This is a genomic window from Streptomyces sp. DH24 (assembly GCF_029813775.1).
In the GTDB taxonomy this organism is placed as follows: domain Bacteria; phylum Actinomycetota; class Actinomycetes; order Streptomycetales; family Streptomycetaceae; genus Streptomyces.
The window spans coordinates 93851-110135 of record NZ_JARVKW010000005.1 but is presented as its reverse complement, the minus strand read 5'-3'; the positions used below and the strand labels follow the sequence as shown (position 1 = coordinate 110135).

Annotated in this window: 16 protein-coding genes and 1 pseudogene; 6 read left to right on the top strand and 11 right to left on the bottom strand. The window is 74.7% G+C overall.

The features are described 5' to 3' along the window. Nucleotides 1-5 precede the first annotated feature (5 nt). Entirely contained in the window at nt 6-3500 is a 3495-nt protein-coding gene (locus tag QC282_RS05640; protein WP_279548078.1) for a BTAD domain-containing putative transcriptional regulator, read from the bottom strand. 305 nt (nt 3501-3805) lie between these two features. Between QC282_RS05640 and QC282_RS05635 the strand changes: the two genes are divergently transcribed. Next, nucleotides 3806-4606, top strand: coding sequence for a site-2 protease family protein (locus QC282_RS05635; RefSeq protein ID WP_279548077.1), 801 nt, complete (start codon nt 3806-3808; stop codon nt 4604-4606). Here the strand turns inward: QC282_RS05635 and QC282_RS05630 are convergent. Then, nucleotides 4596-4787: a hypothetical protein gene (locus tag QC282_RS05630; protein WP_279548076.1), complete on the bottom strand. Its 192-nt coding sequence runs from the start codon at nt 4785-4787 to the stop codon at nt 4596-4598. The genes QC282_RS05635 and QC282_RS05630 overlap by 11 nt on opposite strands. Before the next feature lie 65 nt (nt 4788-4852). Then, on the bottom strand, nt 4853-5578 hold the full coding sequence (gene npdG, locus QC282_RS05625; protein WP_279548075.1) for an NADPH-dependent F420 reductase: 726 nt from the start codon (nt 5576-5578) through the stop codon (nt 4853-4855). A 140-nt stretch (nt 5579-5718) separates the two neighbouring features. Between npdG and QC282_RS05620 the strand changes: the two genes are divergently transcribed. Beyond that, nucleotides 5719-6327, top strand: a complete 609-nt coding sequence (locus QC282_RS05620; protein ID WP_279548074.1) for a hypothetical protein — start codon at nt 5719-5721, stop codon at nt 6325-6327. A gap of 222 nt (nt 6328-6549) precedes the next feature. Here QC282_RS05620 and QC282_RS05615 read toward each other — a convergent pair whose 3' ends face one another. Further along, a complete protein-coding gene (locus tag QC282_RS05615) occupies nt 6550-6777 on the bottom strand; it encodes a hypothetical protein (protein WP_279548073.1) in 228 nt (75 codons plus the stop codon). 57 nt (nt 6778-6834) lie between these two features. Between QC282_RS05615 and map the strand changes: the two genes are divergently transcribed. After that, nucleotides 6835-7692, top strand: a complete 858-nt coding sequence (gene map / locus QC282_RS05610; protein ID WP_279548072.1) for a type I methionyl aminopeptidase — start codon at nt 6835-6837, stop codon at nt 7690-7692. 187 nt (nt 7693-7879) lie between these two features. Then, the gene (locus QC282_RS05605) at nt 7880-8527 is read left to right on the top strand and encodes a biliverdin-producing heme oxygenase (protein WP_279548071.1); all 648 of its coding nucleotides are present in this window, start codon (nt 7880-7882) and stop codon (nt 8525-8527) included. An 87-nt stretch (nt 8528-8614) separates the two neighbouring features. On the opposite strand, the gene QC282_RS05600 is transcribed toward QC282_RS05605, so the two are convergent. Both QC282_RS05600 and QC282_RS05595 read right to left on the bottom strand, forming a co-directional pair. Continuing rightward, a complete protein-coding gene (locus QC282_RS05600; RefSeq protein ID WP_279548070.1) occupies nt 8615-8815 on the bottom strand; it encodes a hypothetical protein in 201 nt (66 codons plus the stop codon). A gap of 169 nt (nt 8816-8984) precedes the next feature. Further along, nucleotides 8985-9662, bottom strand: a complete 678-nt coding sequence (locus tag QC282_RS05595; RefSeq protein WP_279548069.1) for a PhzF family phenazine biosynthesis protein — start codon at nt 9660-9662, stop codon at nt 8985-8987. A gap of 64 nt (nt 9663-9726) precedes the next feature. Here QC282_RS05595 and QC282_RS05590 point away from each other — a divergent pair. Beyond that, nucleotides 9727-9930, top strand: a pseudogene (locus QC282_RS05590) (iron transporter); the annotation flags it as partial. Next, nucleotides 9890-10882 carry a hypothetical protein gene (locus QC282_RS05585; protein WP_279548068.1) on the top strand — a complete coding sequence of 331 codons (993 nt, stop codon included), beginning with the start codon at nt 9890-9892 and terminating at the stop codon, nt 10880-10882. The pseudogene QC282_RS05590 and the gene QC282_RS05585, both read left to right, overlap by 41 nt. Before the next feature lie 27 nt (nt 10883-10909). Here the strand turns inward: QC282_RS05585 and QC282_RS05580 are convergent, their stop codons facing one another. The 5 genes from QC282_RS05580 to QC282_RS05560 all read right to left on the bottom strand — a co-directional run bounded on the left by QC282_RS05580 (nt 10910) and on the right by QC282_RS05560 (nt 16282). Next, nucleotides 10910-11638 (bottom strand): bifunctional DNA primase/polymerase, encoded by a 729-nt coding sequence (locus QC282_RS05580; protein WP_279548067.1) that lies wholly within the window; start codon nt 11636-11638, stop codon nt 10910-10912. A 116-nt stretch (nt 11639-11754) separates the two neighbouring features. Beyond that, nucleotides 11755-12444 (bottom strand): TetR/AcrR family transcriptional regulator, encoded by a 690-nt coding sequence (locus QC282_RS05575; RefSeq protein ID WP_279548066.1) that lies wholly within the window; start codon nt 12442-12444, stop codon nt 11755-11757. A gap of 136 nt (nt 12445-12580) precedes the next feature. Further along, entirely contained in the window at nt 12581-13579 is a 999-nt protein-coding gene (locus QC282_RS05570; protein ID WP_279548065.1) for a small ribosomal subunit Rsm22 family protein, read from the bottom strand. A gap of 247 nt (nt 13580-13826) precedes the next feature. Beyond that, complete coding sequence (locus tag QC282_RS05565) at nt 13827-15032, bottom strand: serine hydrolase (RefSeq protein ID WP_279548064.1); 1206 nt, start codon at nt 15030-15032, stop codon at nt 13827-13829. Next, a complete protein-coding gene (locus QC282_RS05560; RefSeq protein ID WP_279548063.1) occupies nt 14960-16282 on the bottom strand; it encodes a multidrug effflux MFS transporter in 1323 nt (440 codons plus the stop codon). The genes QC282_RS05565 and QC282_RS05560 overlap by 73 nt, the downstream gene beginning before the upstream one ends. Between the last annotated feature and the right edge of the window lie 3 nt (nt 16283-16285).

Here is a 16285-nt window from a genome sequence, read left to right as displayed (position 1 = left end):
GCGCGTCACACCAGGGCGGTGGCCTCCGCCGGGGAGAGGCCGCCGCCCTCCGCGTACGCGGCGGCGTACGCCTCCTCGCCGCCCAGCGCGGCCCGTACCCGCGTCTCCGCGTACCGGTGCACCTCGTGCTCCCAGGCGGAGGGGACATGGCCGGGCGGCAGCAGGGCGTCGGCGGCGCCGAGCAGCCGCGCGGCGTCACGGGCGCGGCTGCCGCCGTCGGCGTCGGCGAGGGCCGTCGCGGCGACGACGAGGTACGCGGAGCGCATGTGCGGCGAGATGGCCTGCGCCAGCGGGTCGCCGGCCAGTTCGATGGCGCGCCGGGACTTGGCGAGGCTCTCCTCGCTGAGGCCCTCGACGGCGTCCAGCCAGGCCTCGGCGCCGACGATGATCGCGTCGAAGACGACGAAGTGGGCGATGGCGAAGCCCTCCCGGAGCAGCCCGAGCTGCTCGCGCGCCTCGGTGACACGGCCGGTCACGCCGAACCAGCCGGCCAGGAAGAGGCGGGCGGCGGGCAGCGCCTCGTTGTGGCCGCCGTCCTGGCCGTCGATCACCTCGCGCAGCATCCGCTCGCCCCGCTCGGTGTCGCCGCACTCCAGCAGCGCGCTGCCCAGCCGGGCCCGGAGCACGGCCTGCTGGGCGCGGGCGCCGAGGAGTTCGGCGTGGGCGACGGCCGACTCGTAGTCGGCGGCGGCCAGTCGGTGCTCGCCCTTGCGTTCGTGGGCCTCGCCGCGCGCGGACAGCGCTTCCGCGGCGCCCCAGGAGTCACCGAGGCGCCGGTAGATCTCCAGGGCCTCGTCGGCGTCCTTGAAGGCGTCGCCGGCCCAGTCGGCGCGGTTGGCGAGGAGGTTGGCGCGCATCTGGAGGCAGGCGGCGAGCTCCCACTCGTAGCCGGGGGTCTCGCGGCAGGTGCGGACGGAGGCCTCGATGATGTCGCGCAGCCGGTCCATGCCGCCGGTGAGCATGACGGCGTAGAACCAGAGGATGCCGGGGCTGCGGCAGGTCTGCGGCAGGCCCGGCTCGTACACCTCGGTGATGGTGCGCAGCTTGTCCTGGGCGGCCGGGGTCTGCCAGGCCTCCAGTTCGGTGTCCATGCAGGCCAGGTGGGCCAGGTGGACGCCGCGGCGGGCCTCCGCCAGCACCTCGCCGGTCATCGGGGGCGGGGTGTCCGTGCAGCGCTGCCAGACGGGGGCGGCGCGGCGGGCCGGGGCGGCGAACGGGTCGGGGCCGAGCGCCATGACGTCGCGGCACCAGCCGCGGGCCTCGATGCGCAGGTCGCGCATCTGCCAGTACCAGGCCAGGCTCAGCACGATGCACAGCGCCTCCTGCTCGTCGCGTTCGGCGACGGCGTGCCGCAGGGCGGTGCGGAGGTTCTCGTACTCGCGCTCCAGCCGCTCGACGGCGGCGAGCTGGCCGGGGCCGCGCAGCAACGGGTCGGTGGTGCGGGCGAGTTCGCGGTAGTACGTGAGGTGGGCGCGCGCGGTCTCGGGGCGCCGGCCGGCCTCGTCGAGCCGTTCGGCCGCGTACTCGGCGACGGTCTCCAGCAGCCGGTAGCGCATCCCGCCACCGGGTGAGGGGGCGGCGACGACCAGGGACTTGTCGACCAGTGAGCCGAGCGCTTCGAGGGCGCGGGGTCCGCAGACGGCCTCGGCGGCGGTCAGGTCGCAGCCGCCCGCGAAGACCGACAGGCGGCCGAGGACGTCCCGTTCGTCCGCGTCGAGCAGGTCCCAGGACCAGTCGACGACGGCCCGCAGGGTCTGCTGGCGGGGCAGCACGGTACGGCTTCCGGAGGTGAGCAGGCGGAAGCGGTCGTCCAGCCGGTCGGCGATCTGACGGGGCGTCAGCATGCGGAGCCGGGCGGCGGCCAGCTCGATCGCGAGGGGCAGGCCGTCGAGCCGGCCGCAGATCTCCGCGCAGGCCTCGGGGTCGTCCTCGACCCGGAAGCCGGGGCGGGCGGCGGCCCCGCGCTCGGCGAGCAGCCGCAGCGCGACCGGTTCCGGCAGCGGCTCCACCGGTCGCACCAACTCGCCCGGCACGCCGAGGGGTTCACGGCTGGTGGCGAGCACGGTCAGGCGCGGGCAGCGGGCCAGCAATTCCGCCACGAGCCGGGCGGCGGCGCCGACGACGTGTTCGCAGTTGTCCAGGACGATCAGCATGCGGCGCCTGCCGCAGTGCTCGGCGAGCCGTTCCACGGGGTCGTCGTGCCGGTCGGCCACGGCCCGCATGCTCTCGGCGCCGGCGCCGTACAGCACGGTCTCGCGCGCTCCCACGGCGGTGAGCACGGCCTCGGGTACGGCGTCGGGGTCGTCCACGGGCGCCAGCTCGGCCAGCCACACCCCGTCCGGGGCGGCGTCCCGCGCGGCCTCGGCGGCCTCCTGGGACAGCCGGGTCTTGCCCGCGCCGCCGGGGCCGATGAGCGTGACCAGCCGGGCGGCGCCGAGGTCGCGGCGGATGGCGTCGATGTCGGCCTCCCGGCCGACGAAGGAGGTGAGGCGGGCACGCAGGTTGCCGGGGCCGGACGCCACGCCGGGGTCCCGGCCGGGGGACGTGCTGAGGTCCCGGCCGGGGGGCGTGCCGGGGCCGGGGGGCGTGCCGGGGGCGGAGGCGCTGTTGGGGCCGGGGGCCGTGCCGGGAGCGGAGGCGCTGTTGGGGCCGGGGGGCGTGCCGGGAGCGGAGGCGCTGTCGGGGGCGGGAGTCGCGCCGGAGGTGGATGCCCTGTCGGGGCCGGGGGGCGTGCCGGGGCCGGGGTCGGGTGCCTTGCCGGGGCCGTCCTCCGGGCGCAGCAACTCCTCGTGCAGGGCGCGCAGTTGCGGGCCCGGGTCGGAGCCGAGGCGGTCGGCGAAGGTGCGGCGGACGTCCGCGTAGGCGGCCAGTGCCTCGGCGGTGCGGCCGGTGTCGCGCAGGGCGCGCAGCCGCAGGACCTGGAGGGGTTCGTCCAGGGGGTGCCCGTCGCACAGGGCGGTCAGCTCGGGCAGGGACTGTTCGGCCTGGCCGAGGGCGAGTGCCGCGGTGTGCCGGGCGCGCAGTACGTCCAGGCGCCGGGTCTCCCAGCGGGCGGCCTCGGCGGTGCGGTCGGGGAGGTCGGCGAGGGGCGGTCCCTGCCACAGGGCGAGGGCGTCGTCCAGAGCGCCGGCGGCCTTGGCGGCGTCGCCGTCGGCCAGGGCGCGCGTGCCCTCGGCGGCGAGGCGCTCGAAGTGGTGCAGGTCCACGTCGTCGGGGGCGGCGGTGAGGCGGTAGCCGCCGTCCACCGAGGCGACGGCGTCGGCGCCGAGCGCTCGCCGGAGGCGGCCGACGAGGGCCTGGAGGGCGCCGGGGGCGTCGGCGGGCGGGTCGTCGGCGTGCCAGACCTCGGCCACGAGGAGACCGGCGGGCACGGTGCGGCCGGCCCGCAGGGCGAGGACGGTCAGGAGTGCGCGCAGGCGTGCGCCGCCGACCGGCACCGGGGCGCCGTCGGTGTGGAAGGCCCGGGTGGGGCCGAGGACGCGGTAACGCACGGGGTCCATTGTCCCCGGTGGGGTGGGACGGCGGCACGGGGCTCTCCCGGCGCGGCGCGGCGCGGGGAACCGTGCCGTCACGGCATCGCGCCCACCCCGCTTGACCGAAGACCCGACGCGGCGCGGGGAACGGGTGCCATCACGGCGCCCCGCCCACCCCTCTCGCCGGGGGACGGGTGCCGTCACGGTGTCACCCCCGCCCGGTGTGGCGGGACGCCGCCCGGGAGGCGGGCCGGGGCGGCGTGGCTGTCCGTGGTCGCCGCAGGTCCAGTACCGTCGGGCGGGCCAGCGTGTTCACGAGTTCGGGGGGTTTCATGGCCACCACCGCCAGTCGGCGCAGTGAGCGGCGGATCAGTCCGGTGTTCCTGGGGATCGTGGCCGTCACCGCGGTCACGGGGTGGGCCACCTGGACGGGGTTCGCCGCGCAGCCCGGGGTGGCGGTCTTCCTGTTCGTGACGGCGGCGTGGATCGTGTCGCTGTGCCTGCACGAGTACGCGCACGCCCGTACCGCACTGCACAGCGGCGACCTGTCCGTCGGCACCAGGGGCTACCTCACGCTGAACCCCCTGAAGTACACGCACGCCCTGCTGAGCATCGTGCTGCCGGTGGTGTTCGTGATGCTGGGCGGCATCGGTCTGCCCGGCGGCGCGGTGTTCATCGAACGGGGCCGCATCCGGGGCCGCTGGCGGCACAGCCTGATCTCGGCCGCGGGTCCGCTGACGAACGTGCTGTTCGCGATCGTGTGCACGGCCCCGTTCTGGCTGGACGCGCTGGACGGGGTGCCGCGGGACTTCCGGTTCGCGCTGGCCTTCCTCGCCCTGCTCCAGGTGACCGCGGCGATCCTGAACTTCCTGCCGGTCCCGGGCCTGGACGGCTACGGCGTGCTGGAGCCCTGGCTGTCGTACCACGTGAAGCGGCAGGTGGAGCCGTTCGCCCCGTTCGGCCTGCTGTTCGTGTTCGCGCTGCTGTGGGTGCCGTCGGTCAACGCCGTGTTCTTCGACGCGGTCGACGCGATCCTGCGGGGGCTCGGCATCGGCGACGTCGACACGTACTGCGGCTACGACCTGTACCGCTTCTGGCGCGGCTCGGACGAGTACTGCTCGGTCAGCCCGTGACGGACCGGTCCGCGCCGCCTGCGGCCCGGCCGCGCTTGACGTAGTACCAGGTCATGTTGGACGACAGGCCCGCGATCAGCACCCAGACGATCCCGAGCCAGGCGCCCTTCATGAAGGAGACCACCGCCGCGGCGACGGCGAGGAGGCAGACGGCGAGGCTGTAGAGGGCGAGACGGGGCATGACGTTCGGCTCCTGTCGGGGGACACTGCTGGCAACTGCTGCCGGCACCAGTGTCCCCCATCGCCTCATACGTCCGTGACGCGGAGCCCCGCGTGCGCCTTGTAGCGGCGGTTGACGGAGATCAGGTTGGCGACCAGCGACTCGACCTGGTGGGCGTTGCGCAGCCGCCCGGCGAAGATGCCGCGCATGCCGGGGATGCGGCCGGCCAGCGCCTGGACGATCTCCACGTCGGCGCGCTCCTCGCCCAGCACCATCACGTCGGTGTCGATCTCGTCGATCTCCGGGTCCTGGAGCAGGACGGCCGACAGGTGGTGGAAGGCGGCGGTGACGCGGGAGTCCGGCAGCAGCGCGGCGGCCTGCTGGGCGGCGCTGCCCTCCTCGGGCTTGAGCGCGTAGGCGCCCTTCTTGTCGAAGCCGAGCGGGTTGACGCAGTCGACGACGAGCTTGCCGGCCAGTTCCTCGCGCAGCGACTCCAGGGTCTTGCCGTGCCCCTCCCACGGCACGGCGACGATCACGATGTCGCTGCGGCGGGCGGTCTCGGCGTTGTCGGCGCCCTCGACGCCGTGGCCGAGCTCCTCGGCGGCGGCCCGCGCGCGGTCGGCGGCACGCGAGCCGATGATCACCTTCTGGCCGGCCTTGGCGAGGCGGTACGCGAGGCCCTTGCCCTGCGGGCCGGTGCCGCCGAGCACGCCGACGACGAGGCCGGACACGTCGGGCAGGTCCCAGGGGTCCTTGGCCGGGGCCTTCGCCGGGGCACCGGTGGGCGTCTGTGCACTGTCGGTAGAGGTCATGGGCCGACTTTACGTCCGTGCCGCAGGCGTCCTCGGCTCAGGTGCGCCGTCGGCGACGGGCCACGCTCCCGTCCCCGGGTCGGGCGAATTCGTGCCGAAACCGGCGTCCTGTGTGCCCCGTTGCGGCAGGATGCGGCCCCATGGATGCCGTACGGGTCGCGTTGCTGCGTGAAGTGCTCGCCGGGACGGGGTGGTTGGGGGCCACCCGGCGGTTCGCGGGGGTGCTGCGCGGGTCGGTCGTGTCGCACGGGGGCGGGCTGCTGCTCGTGGGCACGGCGGAGTACGAGCCGTGGCATCTCGCGGCGCATCTGGTGGACGAGGCCGCCTGGTCGGGCACGCCGGAGCTCGCGCCGACGCTCGTACGGCACGACCCGCGCCCCTCGGACCCGGCCCACCTGGCGGTGGGCCTCGGGCGGCTGGCGGCGGCGCGGCGCGGCGAGACGCTGTTCGTGGTGGCGCCGCAGGAGCCGGGGGCCGCGCTGCTGGAGCGGGTGTACGACGCGCGGCGGGCGGGGGCGCGGGTGCTGGCGCTGGGGGGCGGGGCCGAGGAGGGGGACCTGGGGGCGATGGCGCACGAGGCGCTGGCCGTGCCCCGGGAGGGCGAGCTGGACCTGGACACGGTGCAGCATCTGGTGAGTGCGGCGGCCGGCGAGAACGCGGTGCCGCTGCCGCGGGGGCGGCGGCGATTCCGGGACCGGCTGTCCGAGCTGGCGGAACGGATCACGGCACCGCCGCCGGCGCGGTGGTGAGGTGCGGTGGGGTACGGCGTCGTCGCCGGTGCGGTGGAGTCGTGCGGGTGGAGTACGGCGTCGCCGTCGGCCCCGGTGGAGACGTGCGGGTGGGCTGCGGTGCCGTCACGGGGTGCGGCTGCCCGGCGGCGAGGGGTGCCGCCTGCGCCCACCCGTGCCGCCCCGGGCGGCACGCATGCCCGCAGGCTGCGCGGGGCGGGGCGGGGTGGGGCCGTCGTGGGTTTATTCCTGGGCGTCGCGCTTCGGGGCGTCGTGCCAGTTCGGGTCCGTCTCCCATTCCAGGTTGCGTTCGCGGGCGATCTCCATCGCGTGCTCGGCCTCCTGGCGGCTCGTGTACGGGCCGAAGCGGTCCTTGGCGGGACACTCCGGGCCCTCCTCGACCTTCTGGTGCTTCAGGCAGTAGTACCACTCGCCCGGCTTTCCGACCGTGCGCTTCTTGAACAGGGCCATGACGGCTCCTTTCGCCACGGACATGGTGCCCCACGCCCGCTGGTTAGACTCGCTGGCATGTCTGGCCAGTCGCTGCTCGTACCAGGGGAGCTGTCTCCCACCCGTTCCGTACCCGGAAACATCCGCCGTCCCGAGTACGTGGGCAAGCCCGCGCCGGCGCCGTACACGGGGCCGGAGGTGCAGACCCCCGAGACCGTGGAGGCGATGCGGGTCGCCGGCCGGATCGCCGCGCGGGCGATGGCGGAGGCCGCCGAGCTCATCGCGCCGGGCGTGACCACGGACGAGCTGGACCGGGTGGCCCACGAGTACATGTGCGACCACGGCGCCTACCCGTCGACGCTCGGCTACCGCGGCTTCCCGAAGTCGCTGTGCACGTCGGTCAACGAGGTCATCTGCCACGGCATCCCGGACTCCACCGTCCTCAGGGACGGCGACATCGTCAACCTCGACGTGACCGCGTACATCGGCGGGGTGCACGGCGACAACAACGCCACGTACCTGGTCGGCGAGGTCGACGAGGAGAGCCGGCTGCTCGTGGAGCGCACCCGCGAGGCGCTGAACCGGGCGATCAAGGCGGTCAAGCCGGGCCGCCAGATCAACATCATCGGCCGGGTCATCGAGTCGTACGCGAAGCGCTTCGGCTACGGCGTCGTGCGGGACTTCACCGGTCACGGCATCAGCACGGCCTTCCACTCGGGCCTGATCGTCCCGCACTACGACAGCCCGCACGCGACGACGGTCATGCAGCCCGGGATGACGTTCACGATCGAGCCGATGCTGACGCTCGGCACGCACGAGTACGACATGTGGGACGACGGCTGGACCGTGGTGACGAAGGACCGCAAGCGCACGGCCCAGTTCGAGCACACGCTGGTCGTGACGGACTCGGGCGCGGAGATCCTCACGCTGCCCTGACCGCCGCACCGGCCCTTCCGCCCGCCTTCCCCGCCCTCCCCGGTTCTCCGGAGGGGGCGGGTTTTTCGTGGATTCCCTCGCGCCTCTGCTCTCGTGCTTCTTTCCGTGGTGCCCGGGGTACGGTCTTACCGACAGGCTGTCGGCAAACCATTGACTTAGGTGACCCTAACCGGAGAAGATCGGCCTCATGGACGCGTTCTCGACACAGATCCGCACCGCCTCCCACGAGCAGCATGTGGAGGCGGAGACCTCGACGTTCATGAGCGACCTGCTCGGCGGCCGGCTCGGCGTGGACGCGTACGCCCGCTACACCGAGCAGCTGTGGTTCGTGTACGAGGCGCTGGAGGACACGGCCGGGGCGCTGGCCTCGGACCCGGTGGCCGGGCCGTTCGTCCGCCCGGAGCTGTTCCGGCTGGCGTCGCTGGAGCGGGACCTCGCCCATCTGCGGGGGCCCGGCTGGCGCTCGACCCTGACGGCCCTGCCGGCCACCCGGGAGTACGCGGCGCGGGTCGAGGAGTGCGCCCGCGACTGGCCGGGCGGTTATGTCGCCCACCACTACACGCGCTACCTCGGCGACCTGTCCGGCGGCCAGATCATCCGCGGCCGGGCGGAGAAGACGTGGGGGTTCACGAAGAAGGGCGACGGCGTCCGCTTCTACGTGTTCGAGGAGATCGGCAACCCGGCCGCGTTCAAGCGGACCTACCGGGAGCTGCTGGACGGCATCCGGGTGGACGAGTTGGAGAAGCAGCGGATCGTGGCGGAGTGCAAGCGGGCCTTCGCGCTGAACACGGCCGTCTTCCGCGCCCTGGGCGACGAGTTCCCCCTCTCGGCCTGACCGGCGCGAGCCCCGCCCGAGCACCCCGGACAACGAGGCCGGGCCCCCGGCACACACGCGTGCGGAGGGCCCGGTTGTGCGGTCGGCTCAGTGATGGCCGCACTCGCGGCCGCCCCAGAACAGGTCGCTGGTCTCCGTGTCGATCGCACCGAAGTAGGTGTCGCACTTACCGCCGTGGCCCTTCGAGTGGTGGGGGTCGTGGTCCCCGTCCGCCGTCGCGGTGGTCGCGCCCGTGGCGGTGAGGGCGGCGGCCAGCAGAGCTGCGGCCAGGACTGATCGGATACGCATGAGGCTCCTCTCACGAAGCTGAGTGGTCGGGCCAGAGGTCCCCGTTCCCGCTCTCGCACACACGTCGCTGCACCCGTACGGACGCTCGAATGACCTCGGACGTGCGACGGCCACCCGCGCCCGCCGCCCACCGGCCGCGCACCGCGGGGCCCGCCGCGCGCGGGGAACCTCAGCGCTCCAGGCGCACCCGGCCCCCGATCTCCGTCCAGCCGCCCGGCTGGGGTGCGGTGAGGAGCTGGGAGCCCGCGCCCTGCGTGATGTTGAGGGCCCGGCCCAGCAGGTCGGTGAGGAGCAGGGCCGCCGCGCCCGTCGCCTCGTCCTCCTCGATGCCGTCGCCCCGGCCGGGGAAGGCGCGGGCGCGGACCCGGCCCGCCGCCTCGTCCTCCCAGGCCCAGGCGTACACCCTCCCCCGCTGCCCGAAAGGCGCGGGAGGTGTCCCCACCTCCGGCGGCGGCACCGGCAGGTCGTCCACCTCGGCGGCCGTGGCGTACTGGCGCAGGGTGTGCGGCGGGACCCATTCCGCGCGGGCCTCGATCCAGCTGAACTCCCCGTCGAGCCGGGCGCCCACCACCCCGGCGGGCGTGACCAGTTCGGGCACGTCGAGGAGCCAGGCCGTGCCGACGCAGGAGTGACCGGCGAACGGCAGGCGCAGCGTCGGCGTGTAGATGTCGATGACGCCGCGCTCGGGGTCGTCCACGAACACCGTCTCGCCGAAGCCGAGTTTGGCCGCGAACTCCTGCCGTTCCGCCCGGTCCGGCAGCAGGGAGCCGTCGCGGACGACGCAGAGTTCGTTGCCGTAGCCGCCGTTCGCCGCGCAGAAGACGCGCAGCACGTCGTAGTCAGTCACCGGGGCATTGAAGCATCGCGGGGGCGGCGGCGGGGGCGGGGCTCCTCGGCCTTTCCCCGGCTCACCGGACAGCTGGTACGGGACCCCGCTGAAGGGCGTGTTCACCTTCCGGCCCGGTCCGGCCGGCCTCCAGGTCACGGTGTGGCTGCTGTACCCGAACCCGACGCTCGCGCTTTTCCTCGCCCCGGTAGGGTTCGCCTCCGGAAAGGGGAAGGTGAAGGGACCTCATGAGCAGGGATCGCGGCCTTCGAAGGCTCCGCAGGCTTGACCGGAGCGCGCTGGTGGCGGCGTCGGTGACCGCATTGTCGTTGACGGCGAGCGGATGCGTGGTGGTGCACGGGGAGCGCGAGGTGCTCCCGTCGGCCACCCGCGCCGAGGCCGCGAAGGCGCTGCGGCAGTTCACAGCCGCGTACAACAAGGCCGACAAGGCCTACGACCGTTCCCTTGACGCCGGTCACGTCACCGGTGCCCTCGCCGACATCGACGGGGCGCGGCTGAAGGCGGGCCGGGCGAACAACCCGGACGGCAACCCCGCGCACACTCCGCTGACGCTGACCGACCCGAAGTTCACCATTCCGAAGAAGGCGGGCTGGCCCCGCTGGTTCCTCGCCGACGCGCGGGGCAACAAGGGCGGCGACGCGCGCTGGCTGCTGGTGTTCACGCGGGGCGGCCTGGACGAGCCGTGGGAGGTGGCGTATCTGACGCTGCTCGCCCCCGAGGACGTGCCGCGGTTCAAGACGGACAAGGACGGCTGGGCTCAGGCCGTGGACGCGAACTCCACGGACGTCGCCGTGGCGCCGGGCCGGCTGAGCGGCGAGTACGCGACGTACCTCAAGGACGGCGGGGACTCCTTCGCGGCGGGCGCCCACACCACGGTGTGGCGGCAGTTGCGCAAGAAGGAGGCGGCGAAGCCGGGCCTGGCCACGCAGTACATCGACGAGCCGCTGACGAACGGCGACTACGCGCCGCTGGGGCTGCGCACCGCGGACGGCGGGGCGCTGGTGTTCTTCACCACGCGCCACTACCAGAAGCAGACGGCCGCGGCGGGCGCGTCGGTGCCGACGCCGAACAGGAGCGTGCTGGCGCTGACGACGGGTGAGATCAAGCAGTCGCTGACGATGGAGTTCGTCTCCAACCAGGCCGCCCTCGACCCGAAGGGCTCCGGGGACGTGGCGATCCTGGGCCGGGTGCAGGGCCTGACGTCGGCGCAGGGCGAGTAGCCCTCCCGGGTCCCGCCGCGGCGGGGGTCAGTTCCGCAGGGGCCAGGAGGCCTGCGCCGGCTCCTCGCCCGCGTACCGGGCGCAGGAGTCGGTGAGGACCTCCAGCAGGCTCAGCGGGTCCGGCAGTTCGTGCTCGGGGCCGCGTACCCAGTGCACAGACTGGTCGTCGTCGCCGGGCAGCCGGGCGGGCGGTACGAGGACGTAGGAGCCGCGGCAGTGCCAGCGCAGGCCGGGATGCTCGTCCATGGTCTCCGGGTGGCAGTCCAGCTCGCAGGGCCACCACTCGTCCTCGTCCTCGGGGGTGCCGCGGGTGAGGGTGAAGAACAGCAGCCGGCCGTCGGCGCTCTCGGCGACGGGCCCGACCTCGATGCCGGCGGCGAGCAGCCGTTCGAGGGCCGCGCGTCCGGCGTCCAGGGGCACGTCCAGCACGTCGTGCACCATGCCGGTCGCGGTGATGAAGTTGGCCTGCGGCTGGTGGCGGGCCCAGCGCTCGATCTGGGCGCGGTCGGTGGTGGACTGCGTCTGCCAGGCGAACGACACGGGGTGGCGGGCCGGGGTGGGACAGCCGACGCGGTCGCAGGAGCAGCGGTAGCCGGCCGGGTGCGCGGCGGGCGCGAGGGGCAGTCCCGCGGCCGCGGCGGCGAGCAGCAGGGCCTCACGGCCGTCCTCGCCGACGGCCTCCCTGGGGCGGCGTCCGGGCAGCCACTGGGTGAGTTTGCCCCGCAGGCCGGTACGGCCGCCGAACCTCGCGCTCATCTATCCCCTCGCCTCGCCGTCGTGCGTGCCAGCATGCCCTATGGTCCCACCATCGTGCGCCTCGGGGGCCCGGAGCCCGCAACCGGGGTGGGCGCCGGCGGCGCCGGGCGGGGGGTTCAGGTGCGGGGCGTGAGGCCGTGCAGGGCGTAGTCGACCAGGGTGTCGGTGTACTCGTGGGAGATGGGGCCCGTGCGCTGGAGCCAGCGCTGGGCGAGCGGGGAGACGAACAGTTCGAGGGCGATGCGCGGGTCGATGTCCGGGCGGACCTGGCCGGCGTCCTGCGCGGCGCGCAGCCGGTCGACGTAGAGCTGGAGCGAGGGTTCCAGCAGCTTGGTCACGAACTCCCTGCCGAGTTGCTCGTCCACGACGCCCTCGGCGGCCAGCGCGCGCGACGGCGCCTCGAACGCGGGGTCGCGCAGCTCGTCCACGGTGGCCCGCAGGACGGCCTTGAGGTCGGCGGCGAGGTCCCCGGTGTCCGGGATGGCGTCGCCCTCGTGGCCGGCGGCCCGTGCGGCCTGTTCGCCGAGGTCGAGGAAGGCTTCGAGCAGGACGTCCGCCTTCGACGCCCACCAGCGGTAGATCGTCTGCTTGCCGACGCCCGCGCGGGCGGCGATGCCCTCGATGGTCGTCCGGGAGTAGCCGATCTCGGTGACGAGAGCGAGGGCGGCGTCGTAGATGGCGCGCCGGGAGCGCTCGCTGCGGCGGGAGGAGTCGGGGGTGCGCGGGTGACGCAGGGCGGGTGTCGTGGCGGGAGGCCTGGCGGCTGTCTCGTCGGGGGCTTCGTCCGGGGCGGGCTCGGTGACCATGGGTCGACGGTAGCAAGCGGGTGAGACGGGGCGTCTCGCTGCGGGTGCCTCGGGGTTGGGGACGGGCCGGGGACAGGCCCGGGAGCCCACCGGCCCACGCCTCCGAGACCGGGGGCAGGCCCGGGGATCGACCGGCCTACGCGTCCGGGGCCGGGGGTGGCCAGGCGTCGCCCCAGGTCGCGTCCCGGGCGGCCCGGTAGAGGTCGCCGTGGCGTTTGGTGACCGTGCGGCGGTCCAGGCGTTCGTCGGGCTCGCACAGGTCGAGGAGCACCTGGCCCTTGCGGATCTGGGGGCGCCGGACGACGCGGGCGGGGACCGGGGCGACCGGGAGGCGGGTGGCGGCGACGTAGCTGAACTTCTCGTCCTCGTAGGCGAGGGAGCCGCCCTTGACCTGGCGGTGCAGGGAGGACCGGCTGACCCGGGCCGAGAAGTGGCACCAGTCCGTGCCGGGGACGATGGGGCAGGCGGCGCTGTGCGGGCAGGGCGCGGCGACGTGGAAGCCGTCGGCGACGAGGCGGTCGCGGGCCTCGATGACGCGGGCGTAGCCGTCGGGGGTGCCGGGTTCGACGATCACGACGGACCCGGCGGCGGTCGCGACGGCGTCGACGAGGGCGGCGCGGTCGGGCGCGGTCAGCTCGTTGAGGACGTAGGAGACCGTGGCGAGGTCGGTGCTCTCCAGGGCGAGCGCGGTTCCGATGCGGGCGCGCTGCCAGCGGACGTCGCGCAGGTCCGGGTTGGCGGCGGCGATCTCCCGGCCGAGCGCGAGCGCGGGTTCGGCCCAGTCGAGGACGGTGACGGGCCGGGTGCCGGTCCAGGTCGCGGCGGCCGCCCAGGTCGCCGCGCCGGTGCCGCCGCCGACGTCGACGTGATCGCCGGGCGTCCAGCCGGGCACGGCCGCCGCGAACGCCGTGAGTGCCGACCGCACCGCCTCGAAGGTCGCGGGCATCCGGTACGCGGCGTAGGCGACGACGTCGGCGCGGTCCCGGAGGATCGGCGCGTCGGTCGGGGTGCTCCCCCGGTAGTTGGCGATCAGCCGTTCGACGGCCTGCGTGGCCTGCCGGGGCGGGAGCCCGTCGAGCAGGTCGCCGAGCGCGGCGCGCAGGGTGTCGGAGACGGGGGGTGCGGGGACGTTCACCCGGCGATTGTAGGGGTGGGGGCGGGGGTGGCCGGACCGCCGTGCACGCGGCCGCCGCGCCGCCGGCCGGTCTCGCACTCGTCGCCGTCGCCCCCGGGCCTGGGGCCGCGCCCGCGGCTTCTCTCACGGGGTGACATAGGCGGGGGCGGCCGGGCCGCCGGCCGGTCCCGTACCCGCCGCCGTCGCCCACCCTGACCCGGGGCCGCGCCCGCGGCTCCCCGCAGGGGGTGGCATCCCGGCCCGGCGTTCAGCTCGGCCGTGTGCGCACCGCCCGTGCCATCCGGGTCGCCGCCGCTGCTCTCGGTCGGCTGTCCGGGGGCCGTCGTCTCGGGTGGACGGTGTTCGCGAGGAGGACGAGGAACGTGTCCGTCGCCCGGTCCAGCACCAGGGACGTGCCGGTGAAGCCCGTGTGGCCCGCCGCGCCCCGGCCGGCGAGCTCGCCCATGAACCACGGCTGGTCCATGGCGAAGCCCAGGCCGGGCGGGGTCAGGAGGAGTTCCACGAAGTCGGGGCCGAGGATGCGGGCGGGTCCGTACGAGCCGCCCGTCAGCAGGGCGCGGCAGAAGACCGCCAGGTCCGGGGCCGTGGCGAACAGGCCCGCGTGACCGGCGACGCCGCCCAGCGCCCACGCGTTCTCGTCGTGCACCTGGCCGCGCAGCATCCCCCGGTCCGCCTTGGCCCACGGCCGCCGCTGGTCCTCGGTGGCCGCCGCGCCGGGGCAGGGCCCGAAGCGGGTCGACGTCATGCCCAGGGGGCGGGTGATGCCGTCCCGGACCAGGACGTCAAGGGGGCGTCCGGTGACGCGTTCCAGGACGTGCTGGAGGAGCAGCATGTTCAGGTCGGAGTAGCGGTACGTGCCGGGCGCGCCGGCCGGTTCCTCGGCCCGCAGCAGCGCCAGCCGTTCCGTGTCGTCGGCGCAGTCGTACAGCGGGAGTTCGGGGCGCAGCCCTGAGGTGTGGGTGAGCAGGTGCCGCACGGTGAGGTCGTGCCGGGCGGCGGCGTGGAACTCGGGCAGGTACGCGCCGACCCGCGCGTCGATGCCGAGGGTGCCCCGCTCGATCTGCTGCACGGCGGCGACGGACGTGAACAGCTTGGTCAGGGAGGCCAGGTCGAAGGGGGTGTCGACGGTCATCGGCACGCGCGCGTGGGCGGGCAGTTCCACGCCCTCGCCGGTGTGCGGGTCGTGGGCGACGTAGCGCACGGCCCAGCCTGCCGCCTCGGCGACGGCGAGGACGGGGCCGCGTCCGGCGACGACGACGGCGCCGGACGCCCAGGGGCGGTCGCCGGCGGTGAGGTCACGGACCTCCTGGACGAGGCGGCGGAGTTCCTCGGGGTCGAGTCCGGCCCGTTCGGGGCTTCCGCCGCGCAGTCTCGGCGCGCTCAGCTCTCCGCCCCCTCGACCGGGGCCGCCTCGGACTGGGCCGCCTCGGACTGGGCCCTGCGGGTGCGGCACAGGCCCGCGAAGCAGGCCAGCGCCACCAGGGCCGCGGCCAGTTGGACGACGGCCATCGGGACGGCGGTGTCCTCGCCGGCGACGCCGACGAGCGGGGAGGCGATCGCCCCGATGAGGAACGACGACGTGCCGAGCAGCGCGGACGCGGACCCGGCGGAGCGTTCGACGCGCATCAGGGCGAGGGTCTGCGCGTTGGGCAGGGTGATGCCCATCGCGGACATCAGGACGAACAGCGCGGCGGCGACGGCCCCGAGGCCGACCTCGCCGAACACGCCGAGGGACATCAGCAGCAGCGCGGTCGCGGCGGCGATGACGATGGCGAGCCCGACGGCGAACACCCGGTCGAGTCCGACCCGGCCGACCAGGACCCGGCCGTTGAACTGGCCGACGGCGATCAGGCCGACGGAGTTGAGCCCGAACAGCAGGCTGTAGGTCTGCGCGGAGGCCCCGTAGATCTCCTGGACGACGAACGGCGAGGCGGCGATGTAGGCGAACAGCGCGGCGAACGCGAAACCGCCGGCGAGGAGGTAGCCGGTGAAGGCGCGGTCGGCGAGCTGGACGCGCATGGAGCGCAGCGCCTCGCCGACGCCGCCGGAGTGCCGTTCGGCGGCGGGCAGGGTCTCCGGGAGCTTCGTCCACACCACGACGGCCAGCAGGGTGCCGACACCGGTGAGGACGACGAACACGCCCCGCCAGTCGGTGACGCGCAGGATCTGGCCGCCGATGAGCGGCGCGACGACCGGGGCGACGCCGGAGATCAGCATGAGCGTGGAGAAGAACCGGGCCATGGCCATGCCGTCGTACAGGTCGCGGACGACGGCCCGCGCGATGACGATGCCGGCGGCGCCCGCGAGGCCCTGGGCCAGCCGGAACGCGACGAGGAGTTCGACGTTCGGCGCGACGGCGCACAGGGCGGTGGCGACGACGTAGACGGCGAGGCCGGTCAGCAGCGGGCGCCTGCGGCCCCACTTGTCGCTCATCGGGCCGATGACGAGCTGGCCGAGCGCCATGCCGGCCAGGCAGGCGGTGAGCGTGAGCTGGACGGTCGCGGCCTGGGCGTGCAGGGAGCGGGTGACCTCCGGGAGCGCCGGGAGGTACATGTCCATCGCCAGCGGCGGCGTGGCGGTGAGGCCGCCGAGGATCAGGGTGACGAGCAGGCCGACGCGGCGGTGCGCGGGAGTCGCGTGGCCCTTTTCCGGTGTGGCCGCCTTGGGTGTGCTGTCCGTTGTCGACGCCCCGCGCTCGGGCATGTG

What these genes read in the sequence shown, in the direction of transcription:
- QC282_RS05640 (WP_279548078.1), bottom strand. Translation starts at nt 3,500, where the DNA reads ATGGACCCCGTGCGTTACCGCGTCCTCGGCCCCACCCGGGCCTTCCAC.
- QC282_RS05635 (WP_279548077.1), top strand. Translation starts at nt 3,806, where the DNA reads ATGGCCACCACCGCCAGTCGGCGCAGTGAGCGGCGGATCAGTCCGGTG.
- QC282_RS05630 (WP_279548076.1), bottom strand. Translation starts at nt 4,787, where the DNA reads ATGCCCCGTCTCGCCCTCTACAGCCTCGCCGTCTGCCTCCTCGCCGTC.
- npdG (WP_279548075.1), bottom strand. Translation starts at nt 5,578, where the DNA reads ATGACCTCTACCGACAGTGCACAGACGCCCACCGGTGCCCCGGCGAAG.
- QC282_RS05620 (WP_279548074.1), top strand. Translation starts at nt 5,719, where the DNA reads ATGGATGCCGTACGGGTCGCGTTGCTGCGTGAAGTGCTCGCCGGGACG.
- QC282_RS05615 (WP_279548073.1), bottom strand. Translation starts at nt 6,777, where the DNA reads ATGGCCCTGTTCAAGAAGCGCACGGTCGGAAAGCCGGGCGAGTGGTAC.
- map (WP_279548072.1), top strand. Translation starts at nt 6,835, where the DNA reads ATGTCTGGCCAGTCGCTGCTCGTACCAGGGGAGCTGTCTCCCACCCGT.
- QC282_RS05605 (WP_279548071.1), top strand. Translation starts at nt 7,880, where the DNA reads ATGGACGCGTTCTCGACACAGATCCGCACCGCCTCCCACGAGCAGCAT.
- QC282_RS05600 (WP_279548070.1), bottom strand. Translation starts at nt 8,815, where the DNA reads ATGCGTATCCGATCAGTCCTGGCCGCAGCTCTGCTGGCCGCCGCCCTC.
- QC282_RS05585 (WP_279548068.1), top strand. Translation starts at nt 9,890, where the DNA reads ATGAGCAGGGATCGCGGCCTTCGAAGGCTCCGCAGGCTTGACCGGAGC.
- QC282_RS05580 (WP_279548067.1), bottom strand. Translation starts at nt 11,638, where the DNA reads ATGAGCGCGAGGTTCGGCGGCCGTACCGGCCTGCGGGGCAAACTCACC.
- QC282_RS05575 (WP_279548066.1), bottom strand. Translation starts at nt 12,444, where the DNA reads ATGGTCACCGAGCCCGCCCCGGACGAAGCCCCCGACGAGACAGCCGCC.
- QC282_RS05560 (WP_279548063.1), bottom strand. Translation starts at nt 16,282, where the DNA reads ATGCCCGAGCGCGGGGCGTCGACAACGGACAGCACACCCAAGGCGGCC.